This window comes from Lacisediminihabitans sp. FW035, assembly GCF_054880895.1.
The window spans coordinates 3,216,486-3,236,004 of the sequence record NZ_CM142187.1 but is presented as its reverse complement, the minus strand read 5'-3'; the positions used below and the strand labels follow the sequence as shown (position 1 = coordinate 3,236,004).

The 19,519-nt window shown below is 66.7% G+C and carries 21 protein-coding genes and 1 tRNA gene; 14 read left to right on the top strand and 8 right to left on the bottom strand.

The features are described from left to right. The first annotated feature begins 146 nt into the window (after positions 1-146). Positions 147-1,070, top strand: coding sequence for a DsbA family protein (locus tag ACVXZ4_RS15485; protein WP_461795700.1), 924 nt, complete (start codon positions 147-149; stop codon positions 1,068-1,070). 13 nt (positions 1,071-1,083) lie between these two features. On the opposite strand, the gene ACVXZ4_RS15480 is transcribed toward ACVXZ4_RS15485, so the two are convergent. The 3 genes from ACVXZ4_RS15480 to ACVXZ4_RS15470 are packed head-to-tail and all read right to left on the bottom strand — an operon-like array spanning position 1,084 to position 4,332. Next, complete coding sequence (locus ACVXZ4_RS15480; protein WP_461795699.1) at positions 1,084-2,772, bottom strand: FAD-binding oxidoreductase; 1,689 nt, start codon at positions 2,770-2,772, stop codon at positions 1,084-1,086. A gap of 31 nt (positions 2,773-2,803) precedes the next feature. Continuing rightward, on the bottom strand, positions 2,804-3,544 hold the full coding sequence (locus ACVXZ4_RS15475; RefSeq protein ID WP_461795698.1) for a lysophospholipid acyltransferase family protein: 741 nt from the start codon (positions 3,542-3,544) through the stop codon (positions 2,804-2,806). 8 nt (positions 3,545-3,552) lie between these two features. Continuing rightward, positions 3,553-4,332: an SDR family NAD(P)-dependent oxidoreductase gene (locus ACVXZ4_RS15470; protein ID WP_461795697.1), complete on the bottom strand. Its 780-nt coding sequence runs from the start codon at positions 4,330-4,332 to the stop codon at positions 3,553-3,555. Positions 4,333-4,406: 74 nt separating this feature from the next. On the opposite strand from ACVXZ4_RS15470, the gene ACVXZ4_RS15465 reads away from it, so the two are divergent. The 4 genes from ACVXZ4_RS15465 to ACVXZ4_RS15450 all read left to right on the top strand — a co-directional run bounded on the left by ACVXZ4_RS15465 (position 4,407) and on the right by ACVXZ4_RS15450 (position 8,964). Further along, positions 4,407-5,273, top strand: coding sequence for a hypothetical protein (locus ACVXZ4_RS15465; RefSeq protein WP_461795696.1), 867 nt, complete (start codon positions 4,407-4,409; stop codon positions 5,271-5,273). Next, positions 5,270-7,618, top strand: a complete 2,349-nt coding sequence (locus ACVXZ4_RS15460; RefSeq protein ID WP_461795695.1) for an SDR family oxidoreductase — start codon at positions 5,270-5,272, stop codon at positions 7,616-7,618. Before ACVXZ4_RS15465 ends, ACVXZ4_RS15460 begins: the two co-directional genes overlap by 4 nt. 24 nt (positions 7,619-7,642) lie before the next feature. Then, positions 7,643-8,437, top strand: a complete 795-nt coding sequence (locus ACVXZ4_RS15455; protein WP_461795694.1) for a ferritin-like domain-containing protein — start codon at positions 7,643-7,645, stop codon at positions 8,435-8,437. Between the two features lie 137 nt (positions 8,438-8,574). Next, positions 8,575-8,964: a VOC family protein gene (locus ACVXZ4_RS15450; protein ID WP_461795693.1), complete on the top strand. Its 390-nt coding sequence runs from the start codon at positions 8,575-8,577 to the stop codon at positions 8,962-8,964. 21 nt (positions 8,965-8,985) lie between these two features. On the opposite strand, the gene ACVXZ4_RS15445 is transcribed toward ACVXZ4_RS15450, so the two are convergent. Then, positions 8,986-10,068, bottom strand: a complete 1,083-nt coding sequence (locus ACVXZ4_RS15445; protein ID WP_461795692.1) for a GAF domain-containing protein — start codon at positions 10,066-10,068, stop codon at positions 8,986-8,988. Positions 10,069-10,479: 411 nt separating this feature from the next. Between ACVXZ4_RS15445 and ACVXZ4_RS15440 the strand changes: the two genes are divergently transcribed. After that, positions 10,480-10,818 carry a YciI family protein gene (locus tag ACVXZ4_RS15440; protein ID WP_461795691.1) on the top strand — a complete coding sequence of 113 codons (339 nt, stop codon included), beginning with the start codon at positions 10,480-10,482 and terminating at the stop codon, positions 10,816-10,818. 83 nt (positions 10,819-10,901) lie between these two features. On the opposite strand, the gene ACVXZ4_RS15435 is transcribed toward ACVXZ4_RS15440, so the two are convergent. After that, positions 10,902-10,978, bottom strand: a tRNA-Thr gene (locus ACVXZ4_RS15435). A gap of 65 nt (positions 10,979-11,043) precedes the next feature. On the opposite strand from ACVXZ4_RS15435, the gene ACVXZ4_RS15430 reads away from it, so the two are divergent. After that, the gene (locus tag ACVXZ4_RS15430; RefSeq protein ID WP_461795690.1) at positions 11,044-12,012 is read left to right on the top strand and encodes a DMT family transporter; all 969 of its coding nucleotides are present in this window, start codon (positions 11,044-11,046) and stop codon (positions 12,010-12,012) included. On the opposite strand, the gene ACVXZ4_RS15425 is transcribed toward ACVXZ4_RS15430, so the two are convergent. Then, a complete protein-coding gene (locus ACVXZ4_RS15425; protein WP_461795689.1) occupies positions 11,999-12,544 on the bottom strand; it encodes a nitroreductase family protein in 546 nt (181 codons plus the stop codon). The genes ACVXZ4_RS15430 and ACVXZ4_RS15425 overlap by 14 nt on opposite strands. Positions 12,545-12,551: 7 nt before the next feature. Further along, positions 12,552-12,974 carry a peptide-methionine (R)-S-oxide reductase MsrB gene (gene msrB / locus ACVXZ4_RS15420; RefSeq protein ID WP_461795688.1) on the bottom strand — a complete coding sequence of 141 codons (423 nt, stop codon included), beginning with the start codon at positions 12,972-12,974 and terminating at the stop codon, positions 12,552-12,554. A gap of 49 nt (positions 12,975-13,023) precedes the next feature. On the opposite strand from msrB, the gene ACVXZ4_RS15415 reads away from it, so the two are divergent. The 7 genes from ACVXZ4_RS15415 (at position 13,024) to groL (ending at position 18,665) form a co-directional block, all read left to right on the top strand. After that, entirely contained in the window at positions 13,024-13,482 is a 459-nt protein-coding gene (locus ACVXZ4_RS15415) for a GNAT family N-acetyltransferase (RefSeq protein ID WP_461795687.1), read from the top strand. After that, complete coding sequence (locus ACVXZ4_RS15410; protein WP_461795686.1) at positions 13,482-14,438, top strand: DUF2332 domain-containing protein; 957 nt, start codon at positions 13,482-13,484, stop codon at positions 14,436-14,438. Before ACVXZ4_RS15415 ends, ACVXZ4_RS15410 begins: the two co-directional genes overlap by 1 nt. A 91-nt stretch (positions 14,439-14,529) precedes the next feature. Continuing rightward, complete coding sequence (locus ACVXZ4_RS15405) at positions 14,530-14,844, top strand: DUF3263 domain-containing protein (protein ID WP_461795685.1); 315 nt, start codon at positions 14,530-14,532, stop codon at positions 14,842-14,844. 20 nt (positions 14,845-14,864) lie between these two features. Beyond that, positions 14,865-15,428, top strand: a complete 564-nt coding sequence (locus ACVXZ4_RS15400) for a LytR C-terminal domain-containing protein (protein WP_461795684.1) — start codon at positions 14,865-14,867, stop codon at positions 15,426-15,428. Between the two features lie 117 nt (positions 15,429-15,545). Further along, positions 15,546-15,752, top strand: a complete 207-nt coding sequence (locus ACVXZ4_RS15395) for a cold-shock protein (protein ID WP_185201570.1) — start codon at positions 15,546-15,548, stop codon at positions 15,750-15,752. Positions 15,753-15,843: 91 nt separating this feature from the next. Beyond that, positions 15,844-16,911: a DUF3048 domain-containing protein gene (locus ACVXZ4_RS15390; protein WP_461795683.1), complete on the top strand. Its 1,068-nt coding sequence runs from the start codon at positions 15,844-15,846 to the stop codon at positions 16,909-16,911. A gap of 125 nt (positions 16,912-17,036) precedes the next feature. Next, positions 17,037-18,665 carry a chaperonin GroEL gene (gene groL / locus ACVXZ4_RS15385; RefSeq protein WP_461795682.1) on the top strand — a complete coding sequence of 543 codons (1,629 nt, stop codon included), beginning with the start codon at positions 17,037-17,039 and terminating at the stop codon, positions 18,663-18,665. Positions 18,666-19,227: 562 nt separating this feature from the next. Here the strand turns inward: groL and ACVXZ4_RS15380 are convergent. Further along, complete coding sequence (locus tag ACVXZ4_RS15380) at positions 19,228-19,518, bottom strand: WXG100 family type VII secretion target (RefSeq protein ID WP_461795681.1); 291 nt, start codon at positions 19,516-19,518, stop codon at positions 19,228-19,230. Position 19,519 lies beyond the last annotated feature (1 nt).

Here is a 19,519-nt window from a genome sequence, read left to right as displayed (position 1 = left end):
GCGTGAGGGAAAATCGTCTGGATAGGCTGGAATCCACGGCACTCTGGCTTTTTCCCAGACTGCATGTCTAATGTGCTTAGGGCTCCGCTCACGGCAAACTGCAGCGGCTGATAGCCACGGCATTGATGGATAGCGAGTGAGGTTCGATGACCTACGACGGTTCGAGTGACAGAGGTCTCAGCAAGAACGAGAGGCGCGAGGCTGCGCGCGAGAAGTCTCGTGCGCTGCGCGAACAGCAGAAGAAGAAGGATCGCCGCAGCCGCGTGATCCTTCAGGGAAGCCTAGCCGTGCTGGTGATCGCCATCGTCGCCGTGATCGGTCTCGTGATCGCGAACAGCGTGCGGCCGCCCTCGCCCGGGCCGGCGAACATGCTCAGCGACGGCATCAAGATCGGCCAGGGGTTCAAGGCAGTGCCGACCGCTGCGCTGCAGCCGGACGACACCCCGGTGCCGTCCAAGACCAACGCCTCGAACGTGATCGACCTGCGTGTCTACATCGACTACCAGTGCCCGTACTGCGGCGACTTCGAGGCGACGAACGCCGCGCAGATCAAGAAGTGGATTTCCACCGGGGCTGCCACTCTCGAGATCCACCCGCTGGCCATCCTCGACCAGGCCTCGCTCGGCAAGAAGTATTCCACGCGATCCGCCAACGCGGCCGCCTGCGTGGCCAACTACTCTCCCAATCAGTTCTTCGACTTCAGCGCGCTGCTCTTCGAGAACCAGCCGAAGGAGAACACCGAGGGCCTGACCGACGAGAAGATCATCTCCCTGACGAAACAGGCGAAGGTGAGCAAGGCGGATTCGATCGCGTCCTGCATCACCGACCAGAAGTTCAAGTCCTGGACCAACGCCGCTACGGCACGGGCCACAACGGACCCATTGGCCGGCACGGATGTCAAGAAGCTCGCGGGCACCCCGACGATCATCATCAACGGCAAGAAGTACAGTGGTGCGATCGACAACGCGGCCGACTTCGCCAGCGCCGTGTCGAAGGCCGCGGGAGACAGCTTCAGCGAGGATTCGACCAGCTCGCCGAGCCCCTCGCCGTCGCCGAACTCCGACGGCTGACCCGCGCTCCCGGTCAGTCTCGGAGCGCCGGCACTGCCGCCTTGGTGATGATCTTGCCCGGGTTGAAGGTGTTCGTCGGGTCGGCGGAATCGAACAGCCCCTGCATCACGGCGACGCCGCCGGTGGAGATGTCCTGTTCGAGCCACGGGGCGTGCTCGAGGCCGACGCCGTGGTGGTGCGACACCGTTCCGCCGGAGTCGATGAAGGCCTGCTGAATGGCGCTCTTCACCACGTCATACTGGTCGAGCGAGTCGCCGCTCGGCAGGTAGGCGAAGGTGAAGTAGAGGCACGCGCCGGAGTGGTACGAGTGCGAGAGGTGGGCCATGATCCAGCCCTTGACGCCGATCTCGTCGAAGGCCTTGTTCGCTGCCGCCATGACGTTGTCGTAGAGCCCGGGCAGCTTCGACCACGGAGCGGATGTCTCCGAGACATCCGCAGAGCCGCCGAGGTCGAGCAGGAAGTCCCGGATGTACGGGGTGTCGAACTTCTTCTGGTCGTAGAGGGCGCCAGGGCCCTTACCCACCCCGATGCCGCCGTGCTTCTTGACGATGCGACCGACGAGCTTCTCGTTGCGGGCGACATGCTCTTCGCTGCCCTCGTAGCCGATGAACGAGAGGCACATCCTGTCGGTGTCCCAGCCCTTCGACTTGAGGAAGACGCCGAGTCCCTTGGTCACGAGGCTGGAGATGCCCTTGCTCTCCTTGCTGGTCGCGAACGAGAACACCGTCTCGCGGCCGTCGGAGACGCGGGTGACCGAGGGGGTCGCGTCGCTCTCGGAGATCTCTTTCATCGCCGCAAGCCCGTCGGTCCAGGTGGGGTAGAGGTAGGCCTGGATCTCGCGTTTGGCCGGGATGCGATGCACTTGCACGGTCACCTCGGTGATCACGCCGAGCCGGCCCTCGCTGCCGAGGATCATCTCGCGCACGCTCGGCCCGGTTGAGGCACTCGGAACGGCCCGGATCACCAGCACCGCTCCCGGTCGCACAACACGCAGGCCCTTCGCGATGTCCGCGATGTCGCCGTATTTGTCGGACTGCATGCCGGAGGAGCGCGTCGCGACCCATCCGCCGACGGTCGAGTGGGTGAAGCTGTCGGGGAAGTGGCCGATCGTCCACCCGCGCTTCTCGAGCTGTGCCTCGAGGTCGGGTCCCTGGGCTCCCGCTTCGATGCGGGCGAGGCCGGATCCCTCGTCGATGTCGATCACGCGGTTGAGGCGTCCGAGGTCGAGCGAGATCACGGTGCGCATCTCTTCGGCGAGCGGCTCGAGGCTGCCCACGATGTTGCTTCCTCCGCCGAAGGGGATGATCACCGCGTCGGCCGCGACCGCGGCATCCACCACCTGCTGCACCTCGAATTCGTCGGCCGGGTAGACCACGACATCGGGCGTGCGGGGGAAGGATCCGGCGCGCACGCGGATGAGGTCGCGGATGCTCTTGCCGAAGGTGTGGACGACGCGGCTGAGATCTTCGGTGACCACATGGTCGTCGCCGGCGATGGCGACGAGCTGCTCGAGCAGATCCGCACTCGCTCGGCTTGCCGGCACATCCAGGTCCTCGAAGGTGGGGGGAGCGACCGTCGGCGCCCCCGGCTCGAGCCCGAGGGCGAAGGTGAGGAATGGCGCGAAACCGGGCTTGTCGTCGTGATGGAACGCGACGCCATCCCGTCCCCAGCCCCACCACTTCATGTGCTGAACTTCGGTCACTTCTGTACTCCTCTTGTTGCGGGTACCGCGGTCATTTCTGCCGGGGCCGGGCGTGACGACCGAGGATATCGGCCGAATGCAGTTCTCTCAGGCGCACGATCTCTTCGCGGGTGCGCTCGGCGAATTCTCCCTTGGATTCACCGGGGGCGACACGAAGCGGGTCGCCGAAGACGACTCCGACCGGCAGCCTTCCGGGCCTCGGCCAGTTCGTGCCGCGGGGGTGCGCGATATGAGCCCCGATGAGAGCCACCGGGATGCACGGCACATCGCAGGCGGCCGCGAGGGCTGCTGCGCCCGGCTTGAAGCGGCCGAGCTCGCCGTCCTTCGATCGGGTGCCCTCCGGGAATATCAGTACCGGGATGCCGCGCATCAGCAGCGAGCGGGCGCTGGTCGGCGAGGTGTCCGTTCCGGTTCGGCGAACCGGGAAGGCGTTGAAGAACAGAGCGGTGAGTCCGCGGCGCCACCAGACGTTGAAGAAGTAGTCCGCGGCGGCGCCGGCGGCGAGGTAGCGGGCAAGGGGGCGGGGGAGCGATCCGACGATCAACGGGGTGTCGAGATGGCTCGAGTGGTTGGCGACGACGACGAATCCGCCCGTGACATCCTTCAGTTTCTCGCTGCGGATCACGGTGACGCTGGTGAGCGACCAGATCAGCGGCTTGAGCAGTGCACGCTGCGCGAGAAAGCGGGCGACGGCCTGGTAGGGAGAATTGAAGCGATCATGAAGCCGCTTGGCGGCGGATCGCGGCCCGGCGGGGCGTGGCCGGGAAGGCATCCGCACCGTCACCGCGCCACGGGCTTCCGTCGCGACGACGAGATCGCGCCGGAGAATGAACGGATGGCACTCTTTGGCGCGAGACCGGCCAAGCCGATCAGCGCTCGGTAGCGAAGAGTAGGTATGGAAATCACTTTGCCTCGATCCACGTCGCGCAAGGCTGCGCTCACCAGTTGTTCGGCGTCGAGCCACATAAAGTTTGGGATACTGCTCGAACGGATGCCGGCCCGCTCATGAAACTCCGTGCGAACCCAGCCCGGGCAGAGGGCCGTCACGGTCACGCCGGTGCCCCGCAGCTCCACAGCGAGCCCCTCGGTGAACGACGTGACCCACGCCTTGATCGAGGAGTACGCGCCCATGGTGAGGAATCCGGCCGTGCTCGACACATTGACGATTCTGCCCGACCCACGCTGAACCATCGCACGGGCTGCCGCACCACTCAGCACGAAGACCGCGCGGCACATCACCTCGAATCCACGGTCGAATTCCGAGACGTCGGGATCGAGGGCCGACGCGTGCATGCCGAATCCGGCATTGTTCACGAGAAGGTCGATCGGGCGGTCCGGATCGGTGAGTCGATCGGCGACGCGCGACACGGCATCGCGGTCTGCGAGGTCGGCCGGAAGCAGCTCGACGGTGCGGCCGAGGGCCCGCAGCTCGCTGGCCATCTCTTCGAGCCGGTCGGTCGACCGGGCCACGAGCACGAGGTCGTAGCCACGCGCAGCGAGAAGGCGGGCGAACGCGGCACCTATGCCAGACGTCCCGCCGGTGACGAGAGCTACACCCATGCCGTTAGGTTACGCTGCTCAGGGGGCAGCGGTTGCCTAAACAGGGGCTCCGATGGCAGCAAGGGCTTGAAATCATGACATTCGCGAACAGCGACTCCACCACACACTCTCCGGCGGGTTCGGGCGACGCTCCGACCGGCCCTTCCGGCGCGCGATTCGACGTGCGCGGCTTCGCCCGGTCTGCTCAGGGCAACCACCGCGAAACGCTCCAGCTGTCGCAATTCGCGGCCCAACCGCTCTCGGCCGACAGCCTTCGCTCGGTGCGCTACCTCGCCCGCCTCGAGAGCGGCACGATGGAGCAGTTGCGCAACCTGCTGGTGACTGCAACCCACAAGGATGCCCGGATCACCGCGTTCCTGGTCACCTGGGCCTTCGAGAAGTTCTGGATCGCCGATGCCCTCGATGCCGTGCTCGAAGCCAACGGCCAGCCGAAGTCGCATGAATCCGACGAGGGCTCGACGCGGCGTGCGCGAAACGAATCCGTCGAGCGCCGAGGACCCATCCGTCGGGCCATCACGGGGCTCATCCAGGGCGTGCCGATCATCGGGGTGCACGTGACCACCGGCCTGGTCGACGAGTGGGTCACTCGCGCGGCGTACGACCGGCTCGACGCCTCGAGCGAAAGCCCGGCGCTGTCGTCCACGATCGCCACGATCGTCGCCGTGAAGGAGCGCCATGTCGCCTTCTTCGACGACGAGGCTCGGCGACGGCTGGCGGATGACCCGCGAGCCGTTTCGTTGACGCGCACTTCCCTCGAGCGCCAGGCCTGGCCACTCGGCGCCATCGATCGCGCCGACGACGACCGCTCGTTCTTCGAGACCTCCGTATTCGGCGACGACGAGGGGCGAGCACGGGCGGCGGATATCGGTCGCCGAGTCGCCGCACTCCCCGGCATGGACTCCCGCATCGGTGACGCCGTCACCCGGAAGCTGCGCGCGTGAGCGCCGTCGAGCCCGGGAACGACGGGACCGTTGCCGTCGGGCCTGCGAAGAAGGCGGCCGCTCGTAAGTCCCGGGCGAAGCCGAAGGCCGCTCCCTCATCCAGTCTCGGGTCGTCCCACATCTTCCTCACCGGCGGCACTGGTTTCGTCGGCCAGGCGATCCTCGAGCGATTGCTCTCGTCGCATCCGGACACCACCATTTCGTTGTTGATCCGTTCGAAGGGCAGCACGAGTGCGGCCGACCGCCTTCGCACCCTGTTGCGCAAGCCGGTGTTCCGCCAGTGGCGCGAGCGCGTCGGCGACGACGAGGTCGAGCGTGCCGTGCGCGAGCGGCTGCGAGTTGTCGAGGGCGACCTCGGCTCGGTGCCCGCACTTCCCGCGGACCTGGATGTCGTGATCCACAGCGCCTCGTCTGTTTCGTTCGATCCGCCCATCGACCAGGCCTTCGAGACGAACCTCGGGGGAGCGGTCGCGCTCTACACCGCGCTGAAGGAGAGCGGAGCCGACCCGCACGTCGTGCACGTCTCGACGGCGTACGTGGGCGGCATCCGCAAGGGGATCGTGCCGGAGGCTCGCCTCGCGCACACCGTGGACTGGCGTGGCGAGTTCGATGCCGCCCGCGATGCCCGCGTGCGGGTGGAGATGGCCTCCCGCCAGCCGGAGACCCTTCGGCGGTTCCTCGGGGATTCCCGGGCCGAACACGGCAAGGAAGGCCCGCAGGCCGTCGCCAAGGCCGCAGAGGCGGCTCGCGTGGAGTGGGTGCGCTCGCGTCTCGTCGACTACGGCCGCACCCGCGCGGAGAGCCTCGGCTGGACCGACGTCTACACGCTCACCAAGGCCTTCGCCGAACGTGCCGCCGAGGAGATGTGGGGGGATGCCGGCCACCGACTGTCGGTCGTACGGCCCGCGATCATCGAGAGCGCGCTGCAGCATCCATTCCCGGGCTGGATCGACGGCTTCAAGGTCGCCGATCCGCTGATCCTCGCCTATGGTCGCGGACTGCTTCCCGAGTTTCCCGGCCTTCCCGACAGCGTGCTCGACGTGATCCCGGTGGACTTCGTGGTCAACGCGATCCTGGCGATCGCCGCCCGACCGGCCACTATCGCACAATACGTGCACGTGAGTTCCGGCGCGAGCAACCCGCTGCCGATCCACCGCATGCTGCAGAACATGAACGAGTTCTTCACGGCCAACCCGATGCCGCACGCCAGCGAGGGCCACGTGCGCGTGCCCACCTGGAGCTTCCCCGGTGATCGGAAGGTCGAGCGGGCCCTTCGTGGCCAGGAGCGTCGGAACGACCGTCGCGAGCAGCTGCTCGAGCGCTTCCCCTCCACGGCCCGCACCCGCGCGCAGATCGCCAAAGTGACGACCAGGCGGAGCGACCTCGAGTCCCTGCGCAACTTCGCCGAGCTCTACCGCGCCTATGTGCAGACGGAGATCATCTTCGACGACCGCCAGCTGCGCGCCCTCGGGGAGTCCCTCGCGCTGGCGCCGGGCGACGACACCGGATTCGACGTCACCACGATCGACTGGGAGGACTACCTCCAGCGGGTGCACTTCCCGGCGATCACCACGCTCACCCGCGCGTTCGCGGTGCGTCCGGCGGCCTCCGAGAAGGCGCAGAAGGCCCTTCCGGCCCGCACGGATGTCGTTGCCGTCTTCGACCTCGAGGGCACTGTCGTCGACTCCAACATCGTCGAGCAGTACCTCTGGGTGCGGTCCGCCGGATTCCGCAAGGCGGCGTGGCCGGGCGAAGTGGCGAGTCTCCTCGGCTCGCTGCCGGGCTACCTGAGCGCCGAACGTCGGGACCGCGGCGAGTTCATCCGAGTCTTCCTCCGTCGGTACAGCGGCATGCCGGTCGCGCGCCTCGAGAGTGTCGTCTCCGGCGGCTACCGCGAAACCCTGCTGCGGCACACCATGCCCGCGGCCATCGCCCGCATCAAGGAGCACCGGGCCGCCGGCCATCGCACGGTGCTCGTGACCGGATCGATCGGCACCCTTGTTGCGCCGCTCGCCGATCTCTTCGACGAGGTGATCGCCGGCTCGATGCACGAGCGCGATGGCGTGCTCACCGGCTATCTCGCCCAGCCGCCGCTGGTGGATGAGGCGCGTGCCGCGTGGCTCTTGCGCTATGCCGAGATCAACGGATTCGATCTCTCACAGAGCTACGGCTACGGTGACAGTCATGCCGACCTGGTCTGGCTCGAGCTGCTGGGAAACCCCAGTGCGGTCAACCCCGACACCAATCTGTCCCGCGAGGCACAACGAAGAAGGTGGAGCATCCATAACTGGAAGCGCGGATCCCACCCCACGGATTCAGTCAGCCCGAAAGGAGAGGGAGAGTAGCCTTCCGGCCTCTTCCCACAGCACATGGCATTCGATGTAGACAAATACACCGCGACCTCGGTCAACGTGAATTGGGACGATCTCGACCTCGAGCGCTTCCGCGAGCATCCGCTTCCCGAAGGCTCGCTGCGCACGCTTCGTTATATGACGGATGTGGAATATCACACCGTCTGCTACACCCGTGACCTGCTCACCACCCCCTCGCACAAAGAGGCGGACATGAGCGCGTTCATGACGATGTGGAACCGCGAGGAGTTCTGGCATGGAGAGGCGCTGGCGACAGTCCTCGGCATCCACGGCATCGTCGTCGACTTCGACGAGTTGAAGGCCAACCGCCTCAAGCTCGGGTGGAAGGATCGCCTCGACCCGATCAAGCAGTCCATCGCCGGCAAGCTCGTCGGCTCGGACTTCGTGGCCGTGCACATGGCCTGGGGCGCCGCCAACGAATGGTCGGCGATCACCGCCTACAACCGCATGGCCGACCTCGAGGAAGACCCGGTGCTCGCCGAACTGCTCAAGCGGATCGCGAAGCAGGAGGCGCGCCACGTGGCGTTCTACACCTCCCAGGCGCGCGATCGCCTCGCCAAGAGCCGCAAGGCCCAGGTGCTCGCCCGCTTCGCGCTCAAGAACTTCTGGGCCCCTGTCGGCTCAAGCATCATGGACCGCACCGAGGTGGTGCACGTGATGGGCCACCTCATGGGCGGACCGGAAGGGCGCAAGGGTGCCCGCAAGATCGACGCCGCCATCTCCGGGCTCCCCGGTATGGAGGGCCTCACGATCGTCGAGGACTCGCTCGACAAGCTCGGCGTCGCGGCCTGACCTCGGGCGCGCTCAACTCTTCCATCTCCCGTTTTTGCGACCACCTCCGTGTGCAGACCGGCCGGTGATAGTAAAAACGGTAGATGGATGCGCGGCCCGGAGTAGGATTCGACGCCGAGCCATCGAAGGAGAGTGTCATGCCCAGAATCACCGTGACGAGTGTGCTGGTCGACGACCAGGCCAAAGCGCTCGCGTTTTACACCGAGAAGCTCGGGTTCGTCGCCAAGACCGATGTCTCGCTCGGCGAGTACCGCTGGCTCACGGTGGTCGGGGCGAATGAGCCCGACGGCGTGGAGCTGCTGCTCGAGCCGGACGTGCACCCGGCAGCGAAGGTGTTCAAGCAGGCGATGGTCGCGGACGGCATCCCCTTCGCCTCGTTCACGGTGGATGATGTTGCCGCCACCCACGCGGACCTCGAGGCTCGCGGGGTGCGCTTCACCCAGCCTCCGATGTCGATGGGGCCGGTCATCACCGCCGTATTGGATGACACCTGCGGCAACCTTATCCAGCTCACCAGCCCCGCCTGAATAAGTCGGTCCGGTCCGAGATCAGGCTGGTGTGGCGCGATGGGGCCAGAGCCCTCGCAGCGCCGACCCTGCGAGGTTGTGTCCTTTCACCTGTGGTTCCAGCGCATCCTTCCCTTCCACCTCTGGGAGAGCTGCGATCGCTGCCCGACCGAGCTGCTCCTGAACCAAAAGCGCGAGACTCCGCAACAGCTTCTTGTCACGACCATCGAAGCTGCGTGGAACCGTGTCGAAGATGCACAACGCGCCGATTCTCTCACCGTCTTCTCCCTCGAGCGGATACCCGGCGTAGAACCTCAGGTGATTTTGGTCGTTGACGAACCGGTTGTCGACGAACCGAGCGTCGAGTGTGGCATCACAGACCACGAACGGACCGCCCTGTCGAATGGTGTGATCGCAGAATGCGTCCTCTCGAGCCGTCTCGGTCGCCTCGAAGCCCGCCCTCGACTTGAACCATTGCCGATCTCGATCGATGAAAGTGATCGCGGCGGCCGCTGTGCCGAACAGGTCTCGGGCGAGGAGCATGATCCGATCGAAAGCTTCTTCGGGAGGGGTATCCAGAATGGCGAGACGGTCAAGCGCCGCCTGGCGCAAACCCTCATCCGCGCTCGTGTCTTCCCGCCGTGACCGGCACAGCGAATCGCCGATTGGTCGCGCAATCTGCTCGGCCCAGCGTTCGTAGGTCTCTGGACTCCGGTGCCGGAGCGCTTCCTCCGCTTCGTCTGGGATGAAAGGGACGAAGGTGCCCGCATCCGCCATGACCGCGCGAGCGGCCTGATTGAGCATGTCGGCATGCCGGTCGACTCGAGTTCGAAGAGGGAAGGGCAGGGTCAGAATACGAGAGACCGGTGGGATTGCCACGAACACGATTTCCGGTGCAGTGGGACTGTCGGTGATCGACTCGAGCATGTGGCGGAGTTCCTCACCCCAAGTCGTCGGACTGGCGAAGTCGAGCGCATCTTGCACGCCGACGAATACGACGATCGCCTCGTACTTCGAGGCCGTCACGGTGAGGAGCAGGTCGCCGGCCCCCTCCAGTGTGAGGTCAGCACGTACCGTCACGTCCAGGTCGATGGCGCGGTTGGTGAGGGAGGACAGTTGTCGCATCAGAGCACCTGCGAGAGCCAATTCGTGGGTTTTCACGCCGTAACCAGTCGCGGGTCCCCCGCCGAAGACGAGTACCTTCAGCGGGTCGGATCCACACGAACGCAGCTGGGCGGTCTCGGGCGGCCGTGGCCCGTCTGTCCAGTCATCGCTACCGAGCGTGTGAGCAATGTGCAGCGCCTGGCGCACGAGGATGCGGCTCAAATCGTGGATGATTTACCCTCCCGTCGCACGTCATCGCGAGCAATCCCTCGCAAAACCCATAAAAAGCGTAAGTCACTCACCCCTCCCATCGTGTCGCCGGTGCGCCCCCAGTTTGGGTGCTCGACAGTGAACGGCCGGGTTCGGAACCACGGTGCCGCAATCTTCGTTACTCGGTTGCCGGCAGGCCCGCCTGCGGAGCATCATGAAGGCATGACGAAGTACCTCATCTCCTTCCCGAGTGAAGCCATGGTGCTCACGGCCGAAGAGTTTCCTATCGTCGTCGCTACGTCCCACGCCATGGTCGCGGAGGCGAAGGCCGCGGGCGTCTGGGTGTTCGGCGGTGGGATCAACGAACAGGTCGACCCGGTGCTCGTCGCAGAGGACGGATCGGTGACCTCCGAGATCTACCCCGGCACCGAGTTCCGGGGCGGCTTCACAGTGCTCGAGCTGCCGACCCGCGAGGATGCGGTCGAATGGGCGAGGAAGATCGCGGTCGCCTGCAGGTGCGCGCAGGAGTTGCGCGAGTTCATGTACGACCCGGAGAGCTAGATTCCGCGAACACCGGGCGCGCGCGGACAGACCGGGCTGGCGTGCCGGCCCCAGTAGTCCGAACACGCCCGTCTTCGGCCGAGTGGAGCCCCCTGTCGGATTCGAACCGACGACCCCCGCTTTACAAGAGCGGTGCTCTGGCCAACTGAGCTAAGGGGGCGCAACGGGTATTCATATTACTTGGCGTGTGCGGGGCACTGCGCCGGGGCCGATAGCGTGAATGCCATGACACCCGTTCATTCGCGATCCGCCGTTGCGCTCGGAGTGCTCGGAGCCGTGATCGTCGGGGTGCTCACCGCCACCCAGTCGCGCGTGAATGGGGAACTCGGTCGGGCGCTCGCCGACGGCTATCTCGCCGCGGTGATCTCCTTCGGCTCCGGCCTCATCATCCTGCTGTTGGCGCTCGCTGTGTGGGCCCCCGGGCGCCGGGGCCTCGCGCGAGCCTTCGGCTCCGTTCGCGCGGGCGTGACCCCGTGGTGGTATCTCTGCGGGGGAGCGGGCGGCGCACTCTTCGTGCTCTCGCAAGGCATCACCGGCGCGGTGCTCGGAGTCGCCCTGTTCACCGTCGCGGTGGTCTGCGGCCAGACGATCAGTGGCCTGGTCATCGATCGCAACGGCATCGGCCACACCGCTCCCGCCGCCATCACCATCACGCGCCTGGTCGGATCGGTGCTGGCGCTGGTGGCAGTCGGTGTGGCCGTCTCGGCGGGCTTCGGTGGGAACATCCCGGCGTGGATGCTGCTGCTGCCGTTCGCCGCGGGACTCGCGGTCGCCGTGCAGCAGGCCGTCAACGGTCAGGTGCGTCGCGTCGCCGAATCCGCCCTCACCGCCACGTTCATGAACTTCCTGGTCGGAACCGCCGTGCTGCTCGTCGCCTGCGTGATCCACGAGGCGATCGTCGGGCTGCCGGAGCGGATGCCGACCGACCCGCTGCTCTACCTCGGCGGCCTCATCGGCACGATCTTCATCGGCGGAGCGGTCATCGTCGTGCGGGTGACCGGGGTGCTGCTGCTCGGCCTCGGATCGGTGGCCGGTCAGCTGGCGATGTCGCTCGTGCTCGACCTCGTGATTCCGGCATCCGGGCAGGTGATCGTGACCTCCACCGTCGTCGGCACTCTTCTCACGCTGGTGGCCGTGGTGATCGCCGCACTCCCATCGCGACCGCTGGGCACGGCGCCGGTCAGAGCACGCTGAGGTAGTCCTCGGCGGGGAACGGCTTGCGTTCGCCGGCCTTGTCGCCCGCGTCGCGGCCGCCGACATACAGCCAGCCGAGAAGCTGCTCGCTGTCGCGCAGCCCGTGCAGCACGCGCACGGGAAGCGAGCGTGTGAGGTGCCCGGTACGCCACATGACACCCCAGCCCGCGTCATCCAGCAACAGGCTGAGCGTGTGGGCGACACCGGAGGCCACGGCCTCCTGCTCCCAGTCGGACACTTTGGGGCTTGGCTGGAACGACGCGACGACGGCGATGAGCAAGGACGCCCGCATCGCCTTTCCGACGAGCTTCTCGGCATCCGCGCCCTCCGCTCCGCTCGCCTCGGCGAAGGCCTCGCCAAGGCGGGCACGGGCGTCCCCCCGCAGTTCGATCAGGCGCCACGGTCGCAGCGATCCGTGGTCGGCCACGGAGGCTGCGGCAGCGACGAGCGGCAGCAGCTCGTCGTGACTGGGTGCGTCGGAAGTCACCTTTGGTTGTGAGCGGCGACCAGCGACGGCATCCAGGATCGACATCGTCGGGTCAGTCCTTCTGCGTGAAGTCCAGTGAGAGCGAGTTCATGCAGTACCGGTCGCCAGTGGGCGTCTGATAGGCGTCGTCGAAAAGGTGACCGAGGTGCGAACCGCAGTTGGCGCAGAGCACCTCCGTGCGGGTCATGAACAGGCTCTTGTCGGTCTTGAGGATCACGGCGTCGGGGTTGACCGACTCGTAGAAGCTGGGCCAGCCCGATCCGGAGTCGAACTTGGTGTCGCTGGCAAAGAGCTCCGCGTGACAGGCGCCGCAGGTGTAGACGCCCGCACGCTTCTCATCGAGCAGTGCGCCAGACCAGGGCCGCTCGGTCGCGGCTTCGCGCAGGATCGAGAAGCGGGTGGGGTCGAGCTCTGCACGCCATTCCGTGTCGCTCTTGGCGACGGGGTACTGGGTGTTGTCGGTGTTCTTGCTCATGAGGCATCCTTTGTCGAGATGAGTCTTACCTCTCATTAAACTCGGCAGCATGCCCGAATGTTCCGTCGTCCAGAAACCATGGAGCGAACTCTCACTGGAAGAGCTCTATTCGGTACTCAAACTGCGCACCGACGTCTTCTTCGTCGAGCAGCGCATCGACGAAGAAGAACTCGACAATCGCGACCAGGAGCCGAGCACCGAGCACCTGTGGATCGCGGATGCCGTGGGCACGGCCGCCTACCTGCGCGTTCTCGTCGAGACCGGGGCGTCGCATCTCGACGCCCGGCATTCGTTCGGCCGGGTCGTCGTTCGGGCGGATCGGCGTGGCGAAGGTCTCGCGCAGGTGCTCGTCGCCCGGGTGATGGAGCAGTACGGCCACGAGTCGATGCTGCTGCACGCCCAGGAGTACATTGCACCGCTCTACACGAAGTTCGGCTTCGAGGCCTTCGGTGAGAGCTACATCGAGGCGGGCATCCCGCACATCTCGATGTACCGCGCCGGCCGCTGATGGACACCGCAAGCTGGTATCGCGGGTTCGGCGAGCTCGAGGCGCGCGGCCACTCCGAGATCTACGAGCGGTGGGCGCTTGGGGTGGCGGATGACCCGGCGCTGATCTCCCTCATCGACGAGCTGCCCCTGCAGAAGCGCCAACCCAATCTCATCTTCGCCTGCGCGAGGCTGCTCGGAGCGCCGGAGGGTAGCTACCAGGCCTTCCAACGCTGGCTCGTGGACCACTGGGCCGCCGTCGTGCCCGAGGCCCTCGCCCGCAGCACCCAGACCAACGAGGCGCGGCGTTGTGCCTCCCTCCTGCCGGCGCTCTCACTCATCCCGGGCCCGCTCGCTCTGATCGAGGTCGGCGCGAGTGCCGGCCTCTGCCTTTTCCCCGATCGCTACAGCTACTCCTATGACGGCGGTGCGCGGATCGACCCGGCGGACGGGCCGAGCTCGGTCCTGCTCGAGTGCGCGACGACGGGCGGCGTGCCCGCGCCTACCGAGATTCCCCGTGTCGTGTGGCGGGCGGGACTCGATCTGCGTCCCCTCGACGTGCGTGACACCGACGACATGCTCTGGCTCGAGACTCTGGTCTGGCCGGAGCAGCACGACCGTCGCGCGAGGTTGCGCAGCGCCATCCGCATAGCCGCGGAAGATCCACCCCGGATCGTGCGGGCGGATGCCTCCGAGCTCGCGTCCCTGGCCGCCGAGGCGCCGGATGACGCGACCCTCGTCGTGATCACGAGCGCTGTTCTCGTCTACCTGCCGTTCGCCGAGCGGATGAGGTTCGTCGATTCGGTGCGGGCGCTCGGTGCGCGCTGGATCTCGCTCGAGGGGGTGCGGGGCTTGCCGACGGTGCGCGCGGCCCTGCCGGATGACGGCGGATCGGATGGGCGGTTCGTGCTCGCACTCGACGAGGTGCCGCTCGCTTTCACCGGCCCGCACGGCAGCTCGCTCGACTGGATCGCCTGAGCCGTCCCACCGGAATTCGCGGCATGCGCCGGGGTTCCGGCGATGCACAGCGAGCCAGCCCTAGTATGGCGGCAGAGCGGAGGGAGAACCCGTGGCAGCCTCATCCGAGCGTTCCGGCCCGCCGTCGGCGACCCCGCTGGGATCAGCCCTCCCCGAGCGCGAGCAGCGCATCCTGGTGTTCGAACGCCAGTGGTGGGCGCACGCCGGGGCGAAGGAGGCGGCGATCCGCTCGGAGTTCGACTTGCCGGCCGCCCGGTACTATCAGTTGCTGAATGCGGCGCTCGACCTGCCCGAAGCCACCATCTTCGATCCGATGCTGGTGAGAAGGCTGCAACGGATGCGGGACGCCCGCACCGGTGCGCGATCCGCCCGGGTCCTCGGCGGCTCCGACTCCACACACCAGTAACCCCTCGACGAAATGAACTGATGGCGACCAAATCGACCGACCGCTTCGACAGCGTGCCTGACGACCTGCTGCGAACGGGCGCCCACCGTTCCGCGCCCAGAAAGGGACGGGGCTGGATCGCCTTCGCCTGGGCCGCTCTCGCCACCGGTGTGCTCGTCGCCGCGGGACTCTTCGGCCTCGCGGTCATCCGCGGCACCATCGAGCTCCCGTTCGCAGCCCCGAGCACGACGTCGACCCCGTCGCCCACCCCCACCCCGACGCCCACCACCGAGGCCAAGATCAATCCGGCTCTTGCGATCACCGTGCTCAATGGAACGAAGACAAAGGGGCTCGCCACGGCCGCGGGCAACAACCTCGTCACGCAGGGCTGGGCCGGGGCATCCGAGCAGATCGGATCCCGCACCAACGCCGCTTCCAGCAACATCACCAAGACGATGGTCTACTACAGCGACGCCGCCAACGAGGGTGCAGCCCGCGCAATGGTGCTCTCACTGAAGGTCGGCGAGATCCAGCTGTCCCAGGCGTATCCCGGATCGCCGATCACCGTCGTGCTCGGCAGCGATTACGTTCCTCCCGCGGGCTGATCCGCGGTCTTCGTGTTTCGCCGATGTTTAATTCGTCCCGAATCGCCCGGATCGCAGTTACTATCTGGGATTGGTCGCTGACAGCGGCGATCCGAGGCGAAACACAGGGAGTATTCAATGGCGAACGGAACCGTCAAGTGGTTCAACGCTGAAAAGGGCTACGGCTTCATCACGGAGGATGGGGGCGGGCAAGACGTCTTCGTCCACTACTCCGCGATCGACATGGGCGGCTACAAAGTGCTCGAGGAAGGCCAGAAGGTGACCTTCGAGGTCGGCACCGGTAACAAGGGTCCCCAAGCGGAATCGGTGCGCCTGGCCCAGTAGCTCGGCCACGCCGCCCCACTTCGGTTCGCTGTCCTCGAGACGCGCCCCGCAGCACGCGGGCCGATCGTCCGTGCGACGCTAGTCTGCTCCCGTGGGGCACACTCCGGCGCGGTCGCGCCTGCGCGTTCGAGCGCTGGTCTCGATGACTCTTGTCATCGGGCTCGGTCTTTCCGCCGCGGGGTGCGCACCGGAGAAGGTGACGCCGACGCGCTCGCCCGCTGCGACCGCCTCCCCGAGGCCCACCCCCACCGTCACCGCGCCGCCCATAGCGATCGCTCCGCTCCGGGGGACCACGGTGCCGGCTGGAACTCTCGACCACGCGTCGATCGCCGCCAAGATCGACAATCTGCCGTCCGCGCGGCCCCAGATCGGCCTGGAGAGCACCGACCTCGTCTACCAGGAGCTGGTGGAGGGCGGTCTCACCCGGTATGTCGCGGTGTGGCAGTCGACGATCCCGGCCCTTCTCGGGCCGGTGCGATCCATCCGTCCGATGGATCCCGACATCGTCTCGCCTGTCGGCGGCATCATCTGCTACTCCGGCGGTCAGCAGCGTTTCGTCGACCTCATGCGTCGCACCCCCGTGTACAACGCCATCCACGGCCAGGCGGACACCGCGAGTACCTTCTTCCGCACACCCGCCAAGGCGGCACCGCACAATGTGCTGGTGAAGGCCCAGGACCTTCTCGCGCAGCACACGGGGATCGCGGCCCCGGCGGCGCAGTTCGAATTCGCTCCCGACCTGCCATCGTCGACGGCTGCCAAAAGCGGCACCCCCACCGCCGTCGTGAACTACACCTTCTCCAGCCTCACGAACGGCAGTTGGACCTGGGATCCGGTCTGGTCGGTGTTCCGACGGTCCCAGGGAAGCGGGCCCGATCTGGACAGCGCGGGAGCGCAACTCTCCACCACCAACGTCGTCGTGATGCGCGTCACCGTCACGAACGACCAGGGGGTGCCCAAGACCAACCTGATCGGGTCGGGAGAGGCGTGGATTTCCACCGGCGGCGGCACCGTTCACGCCCGCTGGTCGAAGGCATCGGCGACGGATCCGATCCATCTCGTCGATGACGCCGGCGCTCCGGTGCGCCTCGCCCCGGGCAACACGTGGATCGAGCTCGTTCCCTCGGCGGGATCCGTCTCCTTCCTCGCCCACGCCTAGCGCTTCGTCAACCGGAAGCTCACTTGCACTCTCAGGGGGAGAGTGCCAGAATCATTTAGCACTCCCTTATTGAGAGTGCCAATAGCTGTTGCTTACATGACGTCCCGGAAGGACGAAAAACACACATGGCAAAGATCATTGCTTTCAACGAGGAGGCCCGTCGTGGCCTCGAGCGCGGCCTCAACATCCTGGCCGACGCCGTCAAGGTGACCCTCGGCCCGCGTGGCCGCAACGTCGTACTCGAGAAGAAGTGGGGCGCCCCCACCATCACGAACGACGGTGTCTCCATCGCCAAGGAGATCGAACTCGACGACCCGTACGAGAAGATCGGTGCGGAGCTCGTCAAAGAGGTAGCCAAGAAGACGGATGACGTCGCCGGAGACGGTACGACCACCTCGGTCGTGCTCGCCCAGGCCCTCGTGCGCGAAGGACTGCGTAACGTCGCCGCCGGAGCGGACCCCATCAGCCTCAAGCGCGGCATCGACAAGGCCGTCACGGCCGTCATCGCCGCGCTCGTCGCCGGCGCAAAGGAGATCGAGACCAAGGAAGAGATCGCGGCAACCGCCTCCATCTCCGCCGGGGACCCCGAGATCGGCGCCCTCATCGCTGAGGCGATCGACAAGGTCGGCAAGGAGGGTGTCGTCACCGTCGAGGAGTCGAATACCTTTGGTACCGAGCTCGAGCTCACCGAGGGCATGCGCTTCGACAAGGGTTACCTGTCGGCGTACTTCGTCACCGACCCCGAGCGCCAGGAAGCGGTCTTCGAAGACCCCTACATCCTCATCGTCAACTCGAAGGTCTCCAACATCAAGGACCTCCTTCCCGTGGTCGACAAGGTGATCCAGTCGGGCAAGCAGCTCCTCATCATCGCCGAGGACGTAGATGGCGAGGCTCTCGCGACCCTCGTCGTCAACAAGATCCGCGGCATCTTCAAGTCCGTGGCCGTCAAGGCTCCGGGCTTCGGCGACCGTCGCAAGGCGCAGCTGCAGGACATCGCGATCCTCACCGGTGGACAGGTCATCTCCGAGGAGGTCGGACTCAAGCTCGAGAACGCCACGCTCGACCTGCTCGGCCGCGCCCGCAAGGTCGTCGTCACCAAGGACGAGACCACGATCATCGAGGGCTCCGGCGACGCCGAGGCCATCGCCGGTCGCGTCAAGCAGATCCGCGCCGAGATCGAGAACACCGACTCCGACTACGACCGTGAGAAGCTCCAGGAGCGTCTCGCGAAGCTCGCCGGAGGCGTTGCGGTCATCAAGGCCGGAGCCGCGACCGAGGTCGAGCTCAAGGAGCGCAAGCACCGCATCGAGGACGCCGTCCGCAACGCGAAGGCTGCCGTCGAAGAGGGCATCGTCGCCGGTGGTGGCGTCGCCCTCATCCAGGCCGGCGCAATCGCGTTCGCCTCCGAGGCCCTCACCGGCCTCACCGGAGACGAGGCGACCGGCGCCAACATCGTCAAGGTCGCCGTCGACGCCCCGCTCAAGCAGATCGCGCTCAACGCCGGTCTCGAGTCCGGTGTCGTCGCCGAGAAGGTGCGCAACCTGCCCACGGGACACGGCCTCAACGCCGCGACCGGTGAGTACGTCGACATGCTCGCCGCCGGAATCAACGACCCGGTGAAGGTCACCCGCTCGGCCCTGCTCAACGCAGCGTCGATCGCCGGACTGTTCCTCACCACCGAGGTCGTCGTCGCTGACAAGCCCGAGAAGGCTGCAGCACCGATGGGTGACCCGTCGGGCGGCATGGACTTCTAAGTCCACCAGCACCACCGGTTGGCGCTGCCAGTCAGCACAGTCGGAAAGCAGGGCGTCTCCTTCGGGAGGCGCCCTGCTTTCGTGTGCGGCCTGTTACTTCGTCGGGCGTGGTCCTGCCGCCGGCCGCGTCACCCCACCTCGACGATCCGTCAGAAAGCGCTCGTCTGTACGCCGCAGTCAGGCGTTTGCGACGGATGGCGTAGTTGCTGCCTCTCCGGCCCTCCGGGAGGCACATTGGCCCGGCGACCCGTCACTAACTGCTCTTTCGGGGACCATGGCCAGCGGTTTGTGACGGTTGGGCGCCAAACGCCCAGCCCGGGGAGCCTGCGCCACCGGCCACGCCCAGCCCGGGGAGCCTGCGACACCAGCACCGGCCACGCCAGCCCGGGGAGCCAGCGACACCAGCACCGGCCACGCCAGCCCGGGGAGCCAGCGACACCAGCACTGGCCACGCCCAGCCCGGGGAGCCTGCGGCACCGGCACCGGCACCGGCACCGGCACCGGCACCGACACCGGCACCGGCCGCACGCCCGCCCGGGGCCAACCCTGCCCCGCGGCGCGGTCAGTGGGCGAACAGCCGGGTGTTCGCCGCCTCGATCTCGGCGTACTGCTGCCCGGCATGACCGAGCGCCGTCCCCATGGCACCGAGCACCTCTTCGACGCGCTGCTCGAGGCTCTTCCATTCCGTGACGGCACCCTGGAAGGCCGACGCCGCCGGCCCCGACCAGGAGCCCTGAAGGTTGGTGAGCTGGCCGTGAAGAGCGCCGACCTCGCCTTGGATTCGACCGATGGTGCTCTTGGCCGCGGATGTCGCGGCGAGTACCGCTTCGCTGTCGACCTGATAGCGGGTCATG

Excerpts from the sequence above, each read along its gene's own strand:
- ACVXZ4_RS15485 (WP_461795700.1), top strand. The coding sequence starts at position 147 with ATGACCTACGACGGTTCGAGTGACAGAGGTCTCAGCAAGAACGAGAGG.
- ACVXZ4_RS15475 (WP_461795698.1), bottom strand. The coding sequence starts at position 3,544 with ATGCCTTCCCGGCCACGCCCCGCCGGGCCGCGATCCGCCGCCAAGCGG.
- ACVXZ4_RS15470 (WP_461795697.1), bottom strand. The coding sequence starts at position 4,332 with ATGGGTGTAGCTCTCGTCACCGGCGGGACGTCTGGCATAGGTGCCGCG.
- ACVXZ4_RS15465 (WP_461795696.1), top strand. The coding sequence starts at position 4,407 with ATGACATTCGCGAACAGCGACTCCACCACACACTCTCCGGCGGGTTCG.
- ACVXZ4_RS15455 (WP_461795694.1), top strand. The coding sequence starts at position 7,643 with ATGGCATTCGATGTAGACAAATACACCGCGACCTCGGTCAACGTGAAT.
- ACVXZ4_RS15450 (WP_461795693.1), top strand. The coding sequence starts at position 8,575 with ATGCCCAGAATCACCGTGACGAGTGTGCTGGTCGACGACCAGGCCAAA.
- ACVXZ4_RS15445 (WP_461795692.1), bottom strand. The coding sequence starts at position 10,068 with ATGCGACAACTGTCCTCCCTCACCAACCGCGCCATCGACCTGGACGTG.
- ACVXZ4_RS15440 (WP_461795691.1), top strand. The coding sequence starts at position 10,480 with ATGACGAAGTACCTCATCTCCTTCCCGAGTGAAGCCATGGTGCTCACG.
- ACVXZ4_RS15430 (WP_461795690.1), top strand. The coding sequence starts at position 11,044 with ATGACACCCGTTCATTCGCGATCCGCCGTTGCGCTCGGAGTGCTCGGA.
- ACVXZ4_RS15425 (WP_461795689.1), bottom strand. The coding sequence starts at position 12,544 with ATGTCGATCCTGGATGCCGTCGCTGGTCGCCGCTCACAACCAAAGGTG.
- msrB (WP_461795688.1), bottom strand. The coding sequence starts at position 12,974 with ATGAGCAAGAACACCGACAACACCCAGTACCCCGTCGCCAAGAGCGAC.
- ACVXZ4_RS15415 (WP_461795687.1), top strand. The coding sequence starts at position 13,024 with ATGCCCGAATGTTCCGTCGTCCAGAAACCATGGAGCGAACTCTCACTG.
- ACVXZ4_RS15410 (WP_461795686.1), top strand. The coding sequence starts at position 13,482 with ATGGACACCGCAAGCTGGTATCGCGGGTTCGGCGAGCTCGAGGCGCGC.
- ACVXZ4_RS15400 (WP_461795684.1), top strand. The coding sequence starts at position 14,865 with ATGGCGACCAAATCGACCGACCGCTTCGACAGCGTGCCTGACGACCTG.
- ACVXZ4_RS15395 (WP_185201570.1), top strand. The coding sequence starts at position 15,546 with ATGGCGAACGGAACCGTCAAGTGGTTCAACGCTGAAAAGGGCTACGGC.
- groL (WP_461795682.1), top strand. The coding sequence starts at position 17,037 with ATGGCAAAGATCATTGCTTTCAACGAGGAGGCCCGTCGTGGCCTCGAG.
- ACVXZ4_RS15380 (WP_461795681.1), bottom strand. The coding sequence starts at position 19,518 with ATGACCCGCTATCAGGTCGACAGCGAAGCGGTACTCGCCGCGACATCC.